Raw genomic sequence first — 16512 nt, forward strand, 5'->3', positions numbered from 1 at the left:
AGACCCCTGGAAGACGACCAGGTTGATAGGTTCGAGGTGGAAGCGCAGCAATGCGTGCAGCTGACGAATACTAATCGGTCGAGGGCTTATCCTAACGTTTAAGTTCGCAAGAGCTTAAACAAAACACAGCTAAAGTGTTGAGTTTCGTATCCAGTTTTCAGGGTGTAATAACACCTGAATGTTCCCTGATAGCTCAGTTGGTAGAGCACTCGACTGTTAATCGAGTTGTCACAGGTTCGAGTCCTGTTCGGGGAGCCATTTCATGGAGAAGTACCCAAGTGGCTCAAGGGGACCCTCTGCTAAGGGGTTAGACTGCGTAAGTGGTGCGAGGGTTCGAATCCCTCCTTCTCCGTTCTTCTTTCAACAGGGCCCGTTGGTCAAGGGGTTAAGACACCTCCCTTTCACGGAGGTAACAGGGGTTCGAATCCCCTACGGGTCACCATCTTTACATGCTCACGTGTTGGGGATTAGCCAAGCGGTAAGGCAACGGACTTTGACTCCGTCATGCCAAGGTTCGAATCCTTGATCCCCAGCCATTTTTCGAGCCATTAGCTCAGTTGGTAGAGCACCTGACTTTTAATCAGGGTGTCGTAGGTTCGAGTCCTACATGGCTCACTTTTGTCTTCATATGCGGTTGTGGTGGAATTGGCAGACACGCTATCTTGAGGGGGTAGTGCCCACCGGGTGTATGGGTTCGAGTCCCATCAACCGCACCATCTTATTATGCGGTCATGGCGGAATTGGCAGACGCGCTAGATTCAGGTTCTAGTGTCAGCAATGACGTGGAGGTTCAAGTCCTCTTGACCGCACCATTATGCGGAAGTGGCTCAGCGGTAGAGCATCGCCTTGCCAAGGCGAGGGTCGCGGGTTCGATTCCCGTCTTCCGCTCCATAATGTGCGCCCTTAGCTCAGCTGGATAGAGCGTTTGACTACGAATCAAAAGGCCGGGAGTTCGAATCTCTCAGGGCGCGCCATTTTATTACGGGATGTAGCTCAGCTTGGTAGAGCACCTGGTTTGGGACCAGGGGGTCGCATGTTCAAATCGTGTCATCCCGACCATATTTTTCAATTAAATATGCTAGTCTACATAGTGAAAACCGATCGCCTCCGGGTGATCGGTTTTTTGATTTATGCTTGGATAGATGATGTCAAGAAAAGGAGTGCGATGAATGATGCCGGTTCATGTCCTTCGCATCTATAATTTTGTCTATTTTTCGCTGTTTGCGATTTTCCTTTCGTTCCTGCCCGTTTATTTGTCGTCGATTGGCTTAACCAAGACGGAGATCGGCCTGCTCATCGGATTAGGCGGTTTCGTGGGAATGGTGGCGCAACCGATGTGGGGGATAATTAGCGATCGCCTGCGAACGGTCAAGAAGGTGTTACTGCTGCTCATTTTACTGTCGGTCATCGTGGGGGCGGTTTTGTTTCAATCGCAGCAACTGATGCTGCTGTCCGGACTCGTTGTGCTCATGTACTTGTTCTTTATGCCAACGGATCCGCTTATGGAAAGTTTGAATGTGCAAATATCTCAACAACAAGGCGTTGCCTTCGGATCGATTCGTATGTTCGGCGCGCTCGGCTATGCTGTTGCTTCGATGATTGTGGGCTATGCCGGCGAAGTTGGCGGCAGGATGTCGTATGTCTATTTATTTGTCGGTTACGGAACGCTTACGCTTCTTCTAGGCTTTCTACTGCCAGATGCCCCCGTTAGCGCAAAAGTAATGCGCCAAAGCGATTTAAAGGCATTTCTGAAGGCGAGGAAGACGTTGTTATTCTTTGCGCTTATTCTCATTATCTCGGTTCCCCACCGCATGAACGATATTTTTATCGGATTGTACGTGGAACATCTTGGCGGGAGCACGGTACAGGTAGGATATAGTTGGACGGTGATGACCGCGGCGGAAGTGTTGTTCTTCGCGTTAAGCGGCAAGCTGATCAAACCTGGCAGAGAAATGGCTGTCATCACTCTTGCGGCGGGGTGTTACGCGATCCGGTTTTTGCTAAGCGGACTAGCTTCGACTCCGGAAGCGGTCGTATGGCTGCAAATCATGCAGGGCGTATCATTCGTCCTCTTCTACGGCGCGGCTATTCAGTTCCTGTATCGCATCATTCCGGAAGAATGGAAGGCGACGGGGCAGACGCTATTGGCCGTGCTGTTCTTTGGGATCTCGGGCGTTGTCGGCTCTACTGCAGGCGGCTGGCTGTTCGACCGGATTGGCGGAGAGAAGGTTTATCTCCTCATGTCCGCGATGGCGTTCGCGGGCGTTATGTTCAGCCTCGCCGTTTGGAGAACGGTCGAAGAAAAGCCCGATTCAGGGACGGAATCGAGGATCAAGTCGAAAATCGGCGAGTAACAGAATGCGGAATCTGACGTTTTTTTACGTCATTCCGCAAATTCTTTTTTTTACTCGAAAAGTGTTGCCAAGTTCATGGGATATATGTTATATTAACATTCGTTCGTGTGAAACAAACGTGCGAGTAAGGCCCGTTGGTCAAGGGGTTAAGACACCTCCCTTTCACGGAGGTAACAGGGGTTCGAATCCCCTACGGGTCACCATATTAATATCGCGGGGTGGAGCAGCTCGGTAGCTCGTCGGGCTCATAACCCGAAGGCCGCAGGTTCAAATCCTGCCCCCGCAACCAAATATTTTGAATGCGGAGCCGTGGTGTAGAGGCCTAACATGCCTGCCTGTCACGCAGGAGACCGCGGGTTCGAATCCCGTCGGCTCCGCCATTCCCTTCATATTTTGCCGCTGTAGCTCAACTGGTAGAGCAACTGACTTGTAATCAGTAGGTTGGGGGTTCAAGTCCTCTCGGCGGCACCAGCTTTTCATATGCGGTCATGGCGGAATTGGCAGACGCGCTAGATTCAGGTTCTAGTGTCAGCAATGACGTGGAGGTTCAAGTCCTCTTGACCGCACCATCTGCGGAAGTGGCTCAGCGGTAGAGCATCGCCTTGCCAAGGCGAGGGTCGCGGGTTCGATTCCCGTCTTCCGCTCCATATGCGAAACGAACGTTCAGCGATAATGCTGAACGTTTTTTTGTTATTCTGTATGCAGACACAAGATAGTCGGGACCAAGACAATAGGGCTTGTGGTCGGGGAAGAACAAAGGTATGAACAGGCTTCTTCATGGATCGGCCTTATTAATATACGAGAGCAGCAAGAAGAGCCCCCTTTGAGGAAGGAAGGCTCTTTGCGATTCCAATTTCCCCTATTCAAGAGGGGAAATTTAGCGTCAACCGGCGGAAGCGCGAAGGCGTGGAGCCGGTGACGGCCTTGAATTTCTTATGAAAGTAGGGCAAGCTCTCGAAGCCGCATTGCGCGGCGATGTCGCTGACTTTGTCGTCGGTACGGGTGAGGAGTTCTTTGGCGCTAAGGATGCGTTTGGTGAGAATATACTCCGTGACGTTCATGCCGGTCAGCTGCTTGAATACCCGGCTGAAGTGCGAAGGACTAACGGCTGCTTCGCGCGCGAGATGCGGCAAATGAATATCCGCGAATAGATGGTCCTCGATATACTGCAGCGCCTGGCCGATCCAAGGCCATACATGCGTGGTCGGAACGCTGTCCGAGGCTGTACAAGGCGTCGTGTGACGCGCCAGCACGAGCAGAAGTTGCTGCAGCGCGAGTTGAATCGCTTGTCTGCAGCCCGGCCGTTTCTCGCAGAGCTCCTCATGGATTCGATCCATGTGCTGTTCGACCATCTCGCGATATGTACGCGTATCCAGCTGATACTGCTTGGTTTGTTTGCTGTGCTCGAATGCGTCCAAGAAGGAGAAGCCGTCCCCGTATACATTGGGCGGAATGAGCAGCGAGCTAAAATATAGAGCGGTGGCGATAACCGGATCGGTGGCGTCCGGCAACGTGCGGTGAATCGTGTCGCCGGGAATTAGGAACAGATCCCCGGGCTTCACGTCGTATAGGGTCTGATCGATAAAGAAGGTTCCGCTGCCGGCATAAATATACACGATTTCATACCAGTCGTGAAAATGCTCGGGCAGCTCGGTGTGCGACGATTTGGTTTCTCGGTAAGCGATATCGAACATGAACGGGCTTCCTGGCTTGAACTGTTTACGCAATGGTTTCACGTGCAGAGGCTCCTTTGAGTCGATTAATCTCGCTTTCTCCTAAAATAGCAAGAAAGAGTACAAATCTGCAATGAAAAGCGACTTCTTGGCGAAGATATGCTGATACAATAGAAAAGAACGTCCGTTATGAACCATCCTATTCCAAGCAGGAGGGGACTTATGCGTATTGATGCCCATCAGCATTACTGGAAATTAAGCCGAGGCGATTACGGCTGGATCGGTCCGGAGATGCCGGTGCTGTGCCGGGATTACTTGCCCGCCGACCTGCAGCCTGAATTGCAGCGGCATCGAATCGAGAAGACGATCGTCGTGCAAGCGGCGGCGACGCTGGCGGAGACGGAATATTTGCTGGAGCTGGCGGAATGCGATGAATCGATCGCGGGCGTAGTCGGTTGGGTCGATATGTTCAATCCCTCTTATGTGCACGCTTACGAACGTTTTGCCGGACATCCGAAATTCGTCGGGTTCCGCACGATGCTTCAAGATCTTACGGATGCTTCGGTCATTCTCGAACGCGGATATTTGGAGGCGCTTTCTTTCTTCGAGCGGAAAGGCACGCCGATTGATCTATTGGTCAAAACCCCGCAGCTGGACGCGCTGATGGAAGCGCTGGAGCAAGTGCCGCGACTGCATGCGGTGATCGATCATGTGGGCAAACCGCGCATCGCGGAAGGCGTCCAGGATCCGTGGCGCAGCCAAATGGCGGCGATCGGCGCGATGCCGAATATATACTGCAAATTGTCGGGGATGGTAACCGAAGCGGATCACCAGAACTGGAAGCCGGAACAGCTGGTGCCGTATATTCGCCATGTGCTGGAACAATTCGGACCGGACCGCGTCATGTTCGGCAGCGACTGGCCGGTTTGCTTGCTGGCGGGCAGCTATACCGACGTCTTACATGCGTTGGAGCGCGCTTTGCCGGAGGAATGGACATCGGCGGAACGCGAGAAGCTGTTCGGCGGGAACGCGGCGGCTTTTTATCGGCTCAAGTAATGGGCAGCCAGTCTCTGTCTCAACTAGGGGCCGGAGCGATGAATGAAAGGCTTCGTGAAGTAGCCTGTTAGACGCTTAGACAACGCTTGCCGTGCCCTATGCAGCGCAGACGTCGTGCATCCGGCAGGTTAATCAACTGAATCGCCAAAAAGGCTTCTTCCGTCAGGAAGAGGCCTCTTGGCGTTTCAATTCGACCAACGTCGCATGCAGCTGTTCGGTCGCGAGCCCATGGAGGACGAGCCGGAAGCCTGCGCGCAGCGTGGTCAGCGGCACCATCGGATGCTTATTGTTCACGAGCGCCATTCGTTCGTTGCTGCCAACGATGCGGGAGGCGTAGATGCCGATCGTCTCGTCGAGCTGGAGCGAATTCGTCGCCCGCCAAAAATCATTGTCGGTCAGGAACAGCTGATAGACCGGCGTGAAGCATTCGATCGCCGTCGTGAGGTCCATGAAGTTCGTCCAGCGACGTGGCATCGGCTCGATCGGAATACGGCTGTTGGAGATGGCGTCGAAATTCAACCGCTCCTGCTTCGTCATCTCCAGCCCCTTCTCGCTCAGCTCCCGATTCAGATTGATGACGAAGTTGTACAGGTTCAGGTCGTGAATGAGAAACAGATCGTCCTTCACCGGTTCGAGGTTCGTCGGCTTGAGCGGATTCAGTTCGATTGCAACGCCCGGTACGTTGTCGCGGATGAATTGCAGCACTTCGGAGCCGAGGTAGAAGTGGCGCAAAATCATGAAGTTGGCTTCCGGGCCGACGAACGTGCGCATGCCCCAATACAGCACGTTGTGAAGGAGACGCGACGAAGTCAGCGCCTTGGGGACGACGATTTTGTAAAGCTGCAGGACGATGATGAGCAGCCGGGCGAACGGGCGGAGGACGGGCAGCAGAAACTGGCGCGATTTGCCGGAGCAGTCTTTGAGATAAGCGGCCTTGGCTTCTTCGTTGAACGGGATGCTGCGGTCCATGTATAGGGCGAGGAAAGGGTCCGGGTCACGCTTGTCGTGAGCCATCCGCTGAAAATGGTTCGGTTGTTGGTTCATACGTTCCCCAGCTCCTCTAATTGCAGCACGTATAGTCGCGCCGTCGTTTTGGCCGTCTTGACGATGCGCGCCGCCATGTCCATCGTCAGCATCGGATGGGCGATCGCGGCTTCGAGCCGCTCGAAATGTTTCTCGTCCGAGTCGCCGTGATAGATCAGGAACGACACCTGCTCGTCGGTCAGGTTAAGCTGGGCTTGGATCATTTCGCCCCAATACCGGGCCATCCGGCAGCCGAGTCCTTCGATGATCCACATGGCGCCGATCAGATCGAACGGATTGTCCCGGCTGGCCCGCTGGAACAGGTAGGCGGAGAGCGCCTCGCTGCCGATGTTCTTGTCGCCGGACTGGATCGCGGCAAGATCGCCGCCGACCGCGGTATAGTTCCGTTCGAGAATTTGAAAATCCCGATGCTCATCCCGGGCATGCGCGATGAACAAGGAGCGCAAGTCGATATGTTCGATCGCGATATAGGAGGCGGCGCGTGCGATCCATTGGGAACCGTCGATGACCTGCTGCCGGATGTTCTCCATGAGCTGTTTATACAGCTCCAGCGTGAATTTGCCATCGTATAGCTGGCGAATAACGGGTACGCGGGCAAGCTTCTGCTCGAAGTCGATCCATACCTGCACGAGCTCGCGAACGAGGAAGGCTTGCGTCGCGCTGGCGGCATCGTAATCCAGATGCGGCGCCTCGGGCTCGCGTTCTGTGGCGGGGATGCCCGCGGCGGCCGGTTGGTCGTCCGCGGACCCGACGACGGTCATCAGCATGAAGGAGGTCTGGAACCGTCCGCTCTCCGGCACCATGCACAGCACCTGCTCGCCCGGCTTCAGATGGCCTTCGTTCATCAGCTCCTCGAGCATGATGTAGATCGATGCGGCGCCTGTGTTGCCTTTGGTATATAGATTGGTGAACCAGCGCTCTTCGGGAATCGTCAGCCCGCCGAGCCGGAGCAGGCGGAAGATCTCTTCCCGGAAGAAGTGCGACGAGTAATGGCAGACCATCCAGTCGATCCGCGCCGGGTCGATCCTCCCTTCGGCGACCAGCTCGAAGAAGCGATTCACGCCGACCTTGGGCATTTCGTTCACGAGCCGGATATCCTGCTTGAGATTGATGGCGCCGCGATCCGCCGCCTCCTGAACGGAAGGGTAGTCGAGCCAGCTGGCCGGCGCGTCCGCATCGGACGAGACGCCGGCGTACATGCAGGCCTCGTAACGGTCGGCATAGGACATGTTGTCGATCCACTCCACCCGCAGCGACAGGCCGCGCGAGGCGGGCTGTCGTTCCAGCACGGCGGCTCCTGCGCCGTCGGAGAGCATGAAGCGCAGGAAGTCGGTATCGAACGGAATCGGGCGATCCATAAAGGCGGCTTGCTTCTCGAAGCGGGCGTGTTTGAAAATACGGCTCGGGAACTCGCTCGCGCACGACACGGCGGCCTCCGCCTCGCCCGTCGCCACGCGCAAATAGGCGTTCTTCATCGCCTGCATGCCGCTGCCGCAGACGCCATGATGCGTCGCGACGTCCATCGCGGGCAGACCGCTCCGCGCATGCACCATGCTGGCAAAGCCCGGAACGAGCAGGTCGCCCTGCGTCGTGCCGGCGGCAAGGAATCCGATCCGCCGATCGAGCGATTCGGGATGGCGCCTCAGCGCGTCGTCAATGGCGTATTGCGCCATCTCGGCGTTCGAATAGAGGCTTCTCTGCTGCTTGTCGATCGCATAATGGCGGGCGCGAATCCGGTTTTGTTCCAAGATGCGGCGCATGGATTTGGAGCTCCGGCCGCCGATGCGGCCCAAATAATCTTCGATCTCGTCGTTGCCGACGGGCGGGCCGGGCAGAAACTTGCCGATGCTGGTTATATAGACGGGATTCATGTTGGAACCTCCTAATATGAACGGGTTGGGTGCAGAAGGATCGAAGCTGTTGCTTTAGTCGTATCATCTAAGAATTGAACCTGTGCGAATAGTACTAATTCTCTCTAGTACCTTCGAAAGGGGACGAGCCCGAGGGGCATTGGGAGCAGGGCACCGGCCTTTCTTCTCCAAATCAAGGAAGGTATAATGAGGACAAGAAGCTACTTAAGGGGGCTGTCATCATGAGCAGGATGATCGTTCGGCTAGGACTAGCGGCGGCGGCGTTAACGTTCGGGCTTGGCGCGGAAATGCGCTTCATGGACGCGGAGGCGCTCGCGCGGAGCACCTCGACGCCGTCTGCGCTCGAGCAAGAGATCGCGATGCAGGTAGAACAACGGCAGCCCGTCATTAAATTAGCGTATACCGGCGACCGCGCCGAACTGTCGGCGAACATCGCGGAGCTCGCCCGGCGCGCGATCGAAGCGGATGATTATACGGCGTACGTCGTCGATGCTTATTTCTATTCGGTGCGGGCATGGGGAAGCACCGCCACGGTGACGATGAACGTGCGCTACCGGGAATCGGCGGAGCAGACCCGATATGTCGACGAACAGGTTCGGCAGACGCTGGCGGCCATTGTGACACCCGCAATGAACGACAGCGAGAAGGTTAGAGCGATCCACGATTGGATCGTGCTGCGGTTGGCCTATGACGAGAACTTGGCGAGGTATACGGCTTATGAGGCGCTGACGGAAGGCAAGGCGGTCTGTCAAGGCTATGCTCTGCTGAATCAACGGATGCTGACGGAGGCGGGAATCGAGAGCCGCATCGTCGAAGGTCAAGTGGATAGCGGCAGCCATGTCTGGAATCTGGTTCGGCTCGAGGACGGTTGGCATCACGTGGACGCGACATGGGACGACCCGCTGCCGGATAAGCCAGGTCATGCCGGCAGCAAGTATTTATTGAGAAGCGATGCGGAAATGCGTAAGGATCACCGTTGGGAGAAAGCGTATCCGGCCGCTGGGGAAGCGGAAGCGGGAACGGCGGCCGGACGCGAGGATGAACCGGCTAGTTGAGCGGGTAAGCAAAGATGCGGATAGCCTGGCTGCAGCTTGCAGGGTATACCGCGAATTAATCATGGGAGTCGAATAGGGATGAATATCGTTTCTGCGTTGTCGTTTTTGTTTGTTTTTCTCGTGCTTAACGTTTGGCTTAGCTGGAACGGCTCGTTGTTCTGGTCGTCGATTCTGCCGGAAGGCATGATGAGCGCGTATTGGATCGTCTACGCGGTTATTGCGATTGCTTATATAGCCGCTATGCTGCTGCGCCGCGCGCTCCCTTATTGGGGCTACGCGCTCCTGAAGCAGATCGGCTCTTACGGGCTCGCCGTGTTGTTCTATGCGCTGCTGCTCGTGCCCGCGGGAGACCTGATCTACGGCGCGCTCCGGCTCGCCGGCATGGAGTCGGATACGGCGCTGCCCGTCGCTGGGTGGACGGCTAGCGGCGCGCTGCTGCTCCTGCTGCTCAAGGGATCCTGGAACGCGTGGCGCCCGATCGTAAGACGGTACGACATCGAGATCGGGAAGTCCGGCGGCGCCTATGAATCGCTGCGCGTCATGGTCGCCTCGGATTTGCATTTGGGCAATATCGTCGGCAAGCGGCATTTGAGACGGCTCGTGCGCAAGGCGGAGGAGCTGAAGCCCGACTTGATTCTGATGCCCGGCGACGTGCTCGACGACAGCGTGGAGCCGTTCGCGCGCGAACGGATGGCGGACGTGATGCGGGAGCTGCGCGCTCCGCTCGGGGTCTTCGTCTCGCTTGGCAACCACGAATACTACGGCGGGCATATCTCCGAATATATGGAGCGCATGAAGGCGATCGGCATCGAGGTGCTGACCGACCGGACGGTGTTGGTGGCGGATTCCTTCTATGTGGCCGGCCGGAAGGATAAGGCGGCGGAGGCCATGCAGAACGGTCGCCTGCCCGTCGCCGAGCTGTTGGACGGACTGGATCCGGCCAAGCCGATCCTGCTGCTCGACCATCAGCCCTACGCCTTCGAGAAGGCGGCCGAGGCAGGGGCGGATCTGATGCTCTCCGGCCATACGCATCGAGGGCAGATGGCGCCGAACCATTGGATTACGCGTCGTTTGTTCGAGCTGGACTGGGGGTATATGCGCAAGCACGCCATGCATGTGATCGTATCCTCGGGCTTCGGCACGTGGGGGCCGCCGGTGCGGATCGGGAGCCGCAGCGAGGTGCTCGATATCCGGGTCACCTTTACCGGGTAGCGGGAAAAATCCGGCTAAAGTCGGACGGTTGGAAAACGTTGGCTCGGGTACAATGTAGGTGGACAACATACTGGGAGGTAGGTCAAATGAGTTTTCGACTCGAAAAGGATTCCATGGGTGAAATCCAGGTGCCGGAGGATCGCCTGTGGGGCGCGCAAACGCAGCGCAGTCTAGAGAACTTCAAGATCGGCGTGGAGAAAATGCCGCTTCCGGTCATTCAAGCGTTCGCTTACTTGAAGAAAAGCGCCGCGCTCGCCAATAAAGGGCTTGGCAAGCTGGATCCGGCCAAGGCCGACGCCATAGCCGATGCCGCCGACGAAGTGTTGGGCGGACGTTGGGACGCGGAGTTCCCGCTGGCCGTCTGGCAGACCGGCAGCGGCACCCAGTCGAACATGAACGTGAACGAAGTGATCGCGCGGCGCGCGACGCAAATTTTGCGAGAGCGGGCAGGCGAAGGCAGCGTTCATCCGAACGACGACGTGAATCGCTCCCAAAGCTCCAACGACACGTTCCCGACGGCGATGCACGTCGCCGCGCTGATCGCGGTCGAAGACGACGTGCTGCCGGCGATCGACCAGCTGAAATCGACGCTCATTCAGAAGCGCGACGCGTTCCAGGACGTCATCAAAATCGGACGGACGCATCTGCAGGACGCGACGCCGCTGACGCTCGGCCAGGAAATCAGCGGATGGGTGCGCATGCTGGAGAAGGCGGACGCGATGATCCGGCTGAGCGCGGAAACGCTGCGCGAGCTTGCGATCGGCGGCACGGCCGTCGGCACGGGGCTCAACGCCCATCCGGAATTCGGGGACCGCACGGCGGAGGAGATCAGCAGACTGAGCGGCAAAACGTTCAAAAGCGCGCAGAACAAATTCCATGCGCTGACAAGCCATGACGAGCTGGTATTCGTCCACGGCGCGTTCAAGGCGCTTGCCGCCGATCTGATGAAGATCGCCAACGACGTGCGCTGGCTGTCCAGCGGTCCGCGCTGCGGCATCGGCGAGATCCGCATTCCGGAGAACGAGCCGGGCAGTTCCATCATGCCGGGCAAGGTCAATCCGACGCAGAGCGAAGCTTTGACGATGGTCGTCTGCCAAGTGATGGGCAACGACGCGGCGATCGGCTTCGCGGCGAGCCAGGGCAATTTCGAGCTGAACGTGTTCAAGCCCGTCATCATCCACAACTTCCTGCAATCGGCGCGGTTGCTGGCGGACGCCATGCGCTCGTTTGACGAAAACTGCGCGGTCGGCATCGAAGCGAACCGGGAGACGATTCAGCGTCACTTGAACGAATCGCTCATGCTCGTGACGGCGCTGAACCCGCATATCGGCTATGAGAACGCAGCGACGATCGCGAAGACCGCCCATAAGGAAGGATTGACTTTGCGGGAGGCGGCGATCCGCAGCGGCCTGATCTCGGCCGAGAAGTTCGACGAGGTCGTTCGCGCGGAGGATATGATTTCGCCGAACGCTTAAGCCTGGCTCATATTGAAGCGGGAGATGGAGACCATGGAAGTGGCGCTGGAGCTGATCGTGCGCTCCACAGAGATCGACGTGAACGGACATGTCAACAACGCGAAATATTTGGAATACCTCGAGTGGGGCCGCGAGGAATGGTACGAGCGCATGGAGCTGCCCTACGAGAGATTTGTGGCGTTGGGCGTGCAGACGGTAACGGTTAATATCAATATCAATTACCGTCGGGAATGCAAACAAGGCGACCAGCTTACGGTCATCACCGCGCCGGAGAAGGCGGGACGCAGCAGCTATGTGCTCCGGCAGGAAATTCGCAATGCGCAGGACGTAGTATGCGCGGACGCGCTCGTGACGAGCGTGGCGATGGACGCGGCGACGCGCGCGAGCCGCGAAATGCCCGAAGCGCTGAGAGCACTGTTCCCGGCATGATCCATCCGTTGCCGGGGGAGATGGCTTTCGTCAATGTGCCGCTCCTTCAGTTGGGCCGTGCTTGACTCGACGGAGATTGCGGCAGTAAAATTATATTATTCCGGTTATTTTAGTCGGAGTTATGAACGTTGACCAGATGACTGGAGACGCAAGCGCGAGCCTGGGTCTCCTTTTGTTTTAGGCAAGCCCTAGCCACGTGTTCGAGCGCCGCGCCGGCAGAACTTGCGCGACGCGCAAAATCCCATTATTAGGAGGCATGTAACCATGAGCCAAACTGAAACGAACCCATCCTTCGTACTTGAAGTAGCCGACGAGGTGGCCGGCCGCCGACAGGCCGACCATGCGGTTACGCCGCTGTTCCTCAATCGCTGGTCTCCCCGTTCGTTCGCGGACACGCCCGTCGACGAGGAGACGCTGCTGACGGTGCTGGAAGCGGGGCGCTGGTCGCCATCGTCTAACAATTTGCAGCCGTGGCGATTCATCGTCGCCAAGACGCCAGAACAGCTGGAGCTGTTCCAATCGTTCATTCTGCCCGGCAACCGGGCTTGGACGGACCGTGCGCCGGTGCTGCTGCTGCTTGCTTCCAATCCGCTCCGCGACAACGGAGAGCCGAACGGGGCGCACGCCTTCGACACGGGCGCGGCTTGGGCATCCATCGCGCTGCAGGCGCAGGCGCTCGGTCTGATCGCGCACGCGGTCGGCGGTTTCGACCGAGCGAAGGCCATAGAGACGCTGGAGCTGCCGGATGGGTTGGAGCTCCATGCGGTTGTCGCATTAGGCTATCGCGGCGGTCTAGAGACGCTGGACGAGAAGTTTCGCGAGCGCGAGGCGCCGAACGGCCGTCGGCCGCTTCGCGAGAGCGTCATCGAAGCGACGGCGAAGGCGTAAGGAGAAGATCGGACGGGCAGTCGGCAGAGACCGGCTGCTTTTTTTTGCGGACGCGTGGCGGATCGGAAACGGATTTGCTTGTTGCGCGTCGCGGCTGGTTGTCGTATGATTTCCTATATTTGGTTTAAAAGGCACTTCGGTCAAGTGGAGAGCGTGTCGGCGAGAGAGAAGGGGGAAGATCATGAAATGCTTCATTCGCGCTAGCGCGCGTCTTGTATTCTTGGCTTTGCTCGCCTGCTTGTTCGCGGTGCAGCAGACTGGCGAGGCGCATGCGAACGGCGGGGCGCTGTCTTGGCCGCCGGCCGGGCAAGGGCCCCTGCGCTTCGACGAGGATTCGGGTATTGCGTTAACCCGCGAGAAGATCGTGTACGAGATCGACCGAGAGCGTCACGATATCGCGCATGTCGGAGTCGAATACGTGCTGCGCAACGGGAAAGGGCAACAGAAGGACATCGAGCTGCTGTTCATTACGCCGTCATCCCCGGAGAAGGAGTTCCATGTCCGGGAGGGCGAACGCGTCTTGGAGAAGAAGGCGATCTCGAATGTGCAGCTCGATAATTGGATGAGAAGCGAAGCCGCGTTGGAGGTGGTGGAGCCGCTGAGCGGCAAGGTGCTTCGGTATCGCGAGCGCTCGCCGGGGACATGGAGCGGCGAGCGGCCGGTTATGGGCTACTCGTTCCGCCTTTCCTTTGCCGCGGGCGAGGAGAAAACCGTAACGATGGGCTACCCGGACTATGCCGGTTTTCATCGGATCGGCGTCGTCCAGCCCCTTCACTCTTATCTGTATTACATGACGCCGGCTGCGTTCTGGGAGGGAGAAACGGCCGTCGAGCTGGAGCTGCGCGTGCCGGATCGCAAGTTTCGCGTGCACTCGAGCATCCCGCTGACGAAGCTGAACGGGGTCACGTACGGCGCCAAGCTTGGCGCCCTGCCGCAAGCGGAATGGCGGCTGTCCGTCGTGGATGCTTCGGGGCTGATCTACGGGACGAATTCGCCGCTTCGGCATAATTTGATCAGCCTGCTCATCGTCTTGATCGCGGCCGCTGGACTGTTCTACGCCGCACTGCGGCTCAGACAATCGCTTATTTTGGCTGCTGGAACGCCGGCGTTAATCGCGTTTACGTACTTCTACGTCCATTCGGTCAGCAGCGATAAGATCATCGATTTCCTGGCAGTATGGATGATTCGGGTGGTCATGGCGGGGCTGTTGGCGGCGTGCTGGCTTGTCGCTTGGATGAAGATTAGAAGAAGAAAGGCCGCGGAAACCACAACGCATAGATAAGAGCAAGCTAATTAGCAACGCCTTCGCGGCGTGTCCCGAAGCATACAAGAAGAGCAGGCGCCTAGCGCGCCTGCTCTTCTTGCATGTCCGGGACGAACCATAGATCGCGAAAGCGTACCCAACTGAGCGATTCAAGCGCGATGCCCCGCACGTTCGGCTGAAAGGCCGTCTTCAAATGTTTGCGGTAGAGCAGCACGAGCGCGCCTTGGTCCATCAGTTTCTCTTCGATCGCGAGGAACAGGTTTCGGCGACGCGCCGGGTCCGGTTCGGCGAGTACGTGCTCGATCGCTTGGTCCAGCCAGAGACGCATATCCGGCAGCGTATGCTGCTGGAGGCTCCTGTACAAATCGACGAGCCGGAGCTCGCGGTGTTCGTCCAGCATGACCGCGAAGAGAAGCAGATCGGCGCTCATGCGGGCTTCGCCTTTGAACAGCTCTGCGGGGAGGAACTGAATGTCCACGTCGATGCCGGCTTGGCCGCACAACTGCCGAATGATGCTCGCGTCGGCTGCGTATTGCGGGATCGTAGCGAGCCGCAGCTTGTCGCGCAGATCGCCAGCCGCGGCCGGTCCCGCCGGTGCCTGGCTTGAGGCGATCGGCATCTCGGCAGCCGATAGTGACGCAGAACCGTAAGGCTCTATCGGCTGCCGTCTCTGTTCGGGCGTCGCTACGCCGTTGCTTGCACCGACTTGTCCCGTGTCGTAGGCTGCGCGACGACGGCCGAGGTCGTCGGACGCGGCCGGTTCTACCTCGATCGGCCAGAAGCTTTCCGCCCGTTCAAGGACGTCGCCGGACAGCAACCCGAGAAGCGCGTCCCGGTCGATCGCCGCGCTCAGCGCCGCCCGAAAGCGCGGGTTGCGAAGCGGGCCGTCCTTCAGCTCGTTCACCGTCAAGAACTTGCAGGTCATGCCGGATTGACGTATCTGCTGCCAGCCTCCCGAGGCGGCATCCGCCATGCGGACGTTGTGCATGACTTGGAAAGCGGGCATACGGGAGGCCTCCTGATTGCCGCCTTCGCCGTCCATGGTCCACACTTCCACCCGGTCGAGAAAGCCGCGACCTTGAAAATAGGAACCGAACGCCTCCAGCACCCAGACTCCCTGCTCGTTTCCCGTTAGCCGGAACGGGCCTGTCCCGACCGGCCGCAGGCCGAACTCGTCGCCGGAGGATTCGCAGACGTCCTGCGGTACGATGGAAGCCCGATTCGTCGAAAGGAAGGAGAGAAACGTCTCGTTGCGGTGCGCAAGACGTATACGTACCGTCGTCTCGTCCGGGGTCTCGATGTCCGCGATGTCGCCGTAAGCCCAGCTGTACAAGCCGTTCGGCGCAAGCTTGCGAAGCCGTTCCAGCGAATATTTGACGTCGGAGGCAACCATCGCGCGCCCGTGATGGAACAGCACGCCTTTGCGCAGATAGAACGTCCATAAGGTGCGAGTCTCGTCCGTATCCCAGGCATGCGCGAGATGGGGAATGATGCCTTGCCCTTGGACATCCATCCGGACGAGACCGTCGAACAACTGGGCGACCAGATGGGATTCGCCCGCGTAATGCGTCGCGGCCGGATCCAGCGTATAGATCGTCTGCGCCAGCGGAAAGCGTAAAATATCGGAACGGGCGGCGCCGCGCCGCTCGGAATGAAACCCGAACTGCCCGCTCAGCCACTGCTGAAACTGTTCCCGGGCGCCTCCTTGTTCTTCGAGGGACTGCAGAAGCGCAAGCGCAGCCCGCAAGTCCGAGCGCTCGATCAGCTCCTGCGCTTCCTGAAGCGCCGTCTGTTCCACGCTGGCGAGGAAACACAGCGTCGAACGGTTGCCCCGTCCTCGCTTCGCTTCCCACGTCAGCCATCGTTCTTCTTGCATTCGCTTGAGCAGCATGACCATGTTGCGATGCGTGCAGTCGATCACGCCCGATAGCTCGCCGGTCGTCGCCTCGAACGGTTCGCCGTCCCGGATCTGCGCGTAATGCTGGCGGAGCGCCAAATAATGCCTGCGAATTTTCACGGAAAGATCTCCTAATTAAAATATGAAATTTCCAGAGTTGAATTTGCACTTTTTGTTCTTGTTTTCATGGCTACAATATAAGGGAGAACGGCATCAAAATGCAAGTCTATTTCTTCATCGCAAGGAGCGATACGCGCATGAGATCCCGCACCATGGCAAAAAAGATACGACCGG

At 58.0% G+C, this 16512-nt stretch carries 12 protein-coding genes, 16 tRNA genes and 1 rRNA gene; 25 read left to right on the forward strand and 4 right to left on the reverse strand.

Going from position 1 to position 16512, the window contains the following annotated elements; translation table 11 throughout:
• The 18 genes from BCM02_RS29270 to BCM02_RS29355 form a co-directional block, all read left to right on the forward strand.
• Window positions 1-94, forward strand: a 23S ribosomal RNA gene (locus tag BCM02_RS29270); the annotation flags it as partial.
• Window positions 95-182: 88 nt separating this feature from the next.
• Window positions 183-258: transfer RNA gene (locus BCM02_RS29275), tRNA-Asn, on the forward strand.
• 6 nt (window positions 259-264) lie between these two features.
• A tRNA-Ser gene (locus BCM02_RS29280) sits at window positions 265-352 on the forward strand.
• A 15-nt stretch (window positions 353-367) separates the two neighbouring features.
• Window positions 368-442: transfer RNA gene (locus tag BCM02_RS29285), tRNA-Glu, on the forward strand.
• 19 nt (window positions 443-461) lie between these two features.
• Window positions 462-536, forward strand: a tRNA-Gln gene (locus BCM02_RS29290).
• Window positions 537-542: 6 nt separating this feature from the next.
• Window positions 543-615: transfer RNA gene (locus BCM02_RS29295), tRNA-Lys, on the forward strand.
• 15 nt (window positions 616-630) lie between these two features.
• Window positions 631-716, forward strand: a tRNA-Leu gene (locus BCM02_RS29300).
• Window positions 717-725: 9 nt separating this feature from the next.
• Window positions 726-812: transfer RNA gene (locus BCM02_RS29305), tRNA-Leu, on the forward strand.
• Window positions 813-816: 4 nt separating this feature from the next.
• Window positions 817-891 (forward strand) — tRNA-Gly (locus BCM02_RS29310).
• A 6-nt stretch (window positions 892-897) separates the two neighbouring features.
• Window positions 898-974 (forward strand) — tRNA-Arg (locus BCM02_RS29315).
• 8 nt (window positions 975-982) lie between these two features.
• A tRNA-Pro gene (locus BCM02_RS29320) sits at window positions 983-1059 on the forward strand.
• 110 nt (window positions 1060-1169) lie between these two features.
• Window positions 1170-2354, forward strand: a complete 1185-nt coding sequence (locus BCM02_RS29325; RefSeq protein ID WP_148932694.1) for an MFS transporter — start codon at window positions 1170-1172, stop codon at window positions 2352-2354.
• 128 nt (window positions 2355-2482) lie between these two features.
• Window positions 2483-2557, forward strand: a tRNA-Glu gene (locus BCM02_RS29330).
• Between the two features lie 9 nt (window positions 2558-2566).
• Window positions 2567-2643: transfer RNA gene (locus BCM02_RS29335), tRNA-Met, on the forward strand.
• 14 nt (window positions 2644-2657) lie between these two features.
• Window positions 2658-2734, forward strand: a tRNA-Asp gene (locus BCM02_RS29340).
• A 15-nt stretch (window positions 2735-2749) separates the two neighbouring features.
• A tRNA-Thr gene (locus BCM02_RS29345) sits at window positions 2750-2825 on the forward strand.
• 11 nt (window positions 2826-2836) lie between these two features.
• Window positions 2837-2923 (forward strand) — tRNA-Leu (locus BCM02_RS29350).
• A 3-nt stretch (window positions 2924-2926) separates the two neighbouring features.
• Window positions 2927-3001, forward strand: a tRNA-Gly gene (locus tag BCM02_RS29355).
• Between the two features lie 216 nt (window positions 3002-3217).
• Here the strand turns inward: BCM02_RS29355 and BCM02_RS29360 are convergent.
• The gene (locus BCM02_RS29360) at window positions 3218-4090 is read right to left on the reverse strand and encodes an AraC family transcriptional regulator (RefSeq protein ID WP_148932695.1); all 873 of its coding nucleotides are present in this window, start codon (window positions 4088-4090) and stop codon (window positions 3218-3220) included.
• A gap of 159 nt (window positions 4091-4249) precedes the next feature.
• Between BCM02_RS29360 and BCM02_RS29365 the strand changes: the two genes are divergently transcribed.
• Window positions 4250-5083: an amidohydrolase family protein gene (locus tag BCM02_RS29365; protein ID WP_148932696.1), complete on the forward strand. Its 834-nt coding sequence runs from the start codon at window positions 4250-4252 to the stop codon at window positions 5081-5083.
• 162 nt (window positions 5084-5245) lie between these two features.
• Here the strand turns inward: BCM02_RS29365 and BCM02_RS29370 are convergent, their stop codons facing one another.
• Window positions 5246-6127, reverse strand: a complete 882-nt coding sequence (locus BCM02_RS29370) for a DUF6999 family protein (RefSeq protein ID WP_148932697.1) — start codon at window positions 6125-6127, stop codon at window positions 5246-5248.
• Window positions 6124-7998: a 3-oxoacyl-[acyl-carrier-protein] synthase III C-terminal domain-containing protein gene (locus BCM02_RS29375; protein ID WP_148932698.1), complete on the reverse strand. Its 1875-nt coding sequence runs from the start codon at window positions 7996-7998 to the stop codon at window positions 6124-6126. Before BCM02_RS29375 ends, BCM02_RS29370 begins: the two co-directional genes overlap by 4 nt.
• Before the next feature lie 221 nt (window positions 7999-8219).
• Here BCM02_RS29375 and BCM02_RS29380 point away from each other — a divergent pair, with 221 nt between their 5' ends.
• From BCM02_RS29380 to BCM02_RS29405, 6 genes are all read left to right on the forward strand, one after another.
• Window positions 8220-9053 carry a transglutaminase domain-containing protein gene (locus BCM02_RS29380; RefSeq protein WP_148932699.1) on the forward strand — a complete coding sequence of 278 codons (834 nt, stop codon included), beginning with the start codon at window positions 8220-8222 and terminating at the stop codon, window positions 9051-9053.
• A gap of 78 nt (window positions 9054-9131) precedes the next feature.
• On the forward strand, window positions 9132-10265 hold the full coding sequence (locus BCM02_RS29385; protein ID WP_148932700.1) for a metallophosphoesterase: 1134 nt from the start codon (window positions 9132-9134) through the stop codon (window positions 10263-10265).
• An 86-nt stretch (window positions 10266-10351) separates the two neighbouring features.
• Complete coding sequence (gene fumC / locus BCM02_RS29390; RefSeq protein ID WP_148932701.1) at window positions 10352-11740, forward strand: class II fumarate hydratase; 1389 nt, start codon at window positions 10352-10354, stop codon at window positions 11738-11740.
• Between the two features lie 33 nt (window positions 11741-11773).
• Complete coding sequence (locus BCM02_RS29395) at window positions 11774-12169, forward strand: acyl-CoA thioesterase (RefSeq protein ID WP_148932702.1); 396 nt, start codon at window positions 11774-11776, stop codon at window positions 12167-12169.
• Window positions 12170-12433: 264 nt separating this feature from the next.
• Window positions 12434-13057 (forward strand): nitroreductase family protein, encoded by a 624-nt coding sequence (locus tag BCM02_RS29400; RefSeq protein WP_148932703.1) that lies wholly within the window; start codon window positions 12434-12436, stop codon window positions 13055-13057.
• A 181-nt stretch (window positions 13058-13238) separates the two neighbouring features.
• Window positions 13239-14339 carry a hypothetical protein gene (locus BCM02_RS29405; protein WP_148932704.1) on the forward strand — a complete coding sequence of 367 codons (1101 nt, stop codon included), beginning with the start codon at window positions 13239-13241 and terminating at the stop codon, window positions 14337-14339.
• Window positions 14340-14400: 61 nt separating this feature from the next.
• On the opposite strand, the gene BCM02_RS29410 is transcribed toward BCM02_RS29405, so the two are convergent.
• On the reverse strand, window positions 14401-16338 hold the full coding sequence (locus BCM02_RS29410) for an ABC transporter substrate-binding protein (RefSeq protein WP_148932705.1): 1938 nt from the start codon (window positions 16336-16338) through the stop codon (window positions 14401-14403).
• Window positions 16339-16512: the final 174 nt, after the last annotated feature.

Origin of the sequence: Paenibacillus methanolicus (assembly GCF_008124765.1) — a bacterium.
Classification (GTDB): Bacteria; Bacillota; Bacilli; order Paenibacillales; family Paenibacillaceae; genus Paenibacillus_Z; species Paenibacillus_Z methanolicus.

Excerpts from the sequence above, each read along its gene's own strand:
- BCM02_RS29395 (WP_148932702.1), top strand. The coding sequence starts at position 11,774 with ATGGAAGTGGCGCTGGAGCTGATCGTGCGCTCCACAGAGATCGACGTG.
- BCM02_RS29405 (WP_148932704.1), top strand. The coding sequence starts at position 13,239 with ATGAAATGCTTCATTCGCGCTAGCGCGCGTCTTGTATTCTTGGCTTTG.
- BCM02_RS29380 (WP_148932699.1), top strand. The coding sequence starts at position 8,220 with ATGAGCAGGATGATCGTTCGGCTAGGACTAGCGGCGGCGGCGTTAACG.
- BCM02_RS29365 (WP_148932696.1), top strand. The coding sequence starts at position 4,250 with ATGCGTATTGATGCCCATCAGCATTACTGGAAATTAAGCCGAGGCGAT.
- fumC (WP_148932701.1), top strand. The coding sequence starts at position 10,352 with ATGAGTTTTCGACTCGAAAAGGATTCCATGGGTGAAATCCAGGTGCCG.
- BCM02_RS29325 (WP_148932694.1), top strand. The coding sequence starts at position 1,170 with ATGATGCCGGTTCATGTCCTTCGCATCTATAATTTTGTCTATTTTTCG.
- BCM02_RS29375 (WP_148932698.1), bottom strand. The coding sequence starts at position 7,998 with ATGAATCCCGTCTATATAACCAGCATCGGCAAGTTTCTGCCCGGCCCG.
- BCM02_RS29370 (WP_148932697.1), bottom strand. The coding sequence starts at position 6,127 with ATGAACCAACAACCGAACCATTTTCAGCGGATGGCTCACGACAAGCGT.
- BCM02_RS29400 (WP_148932703.1), top strand. The coding sequence starts at position 12,434 with ATGAGCCAAACTGAAACGAACCCATCCTTCGTACTTGAAGTAGCCGAC.
- BCM02_RS29385 (WP_148932700.1), top strand. The coding sequence starts at position 9,132 with ATGAATATCGTTTCTGCGTTGTCGTTTTTGTTTGTTTTTCTCGTGCTT.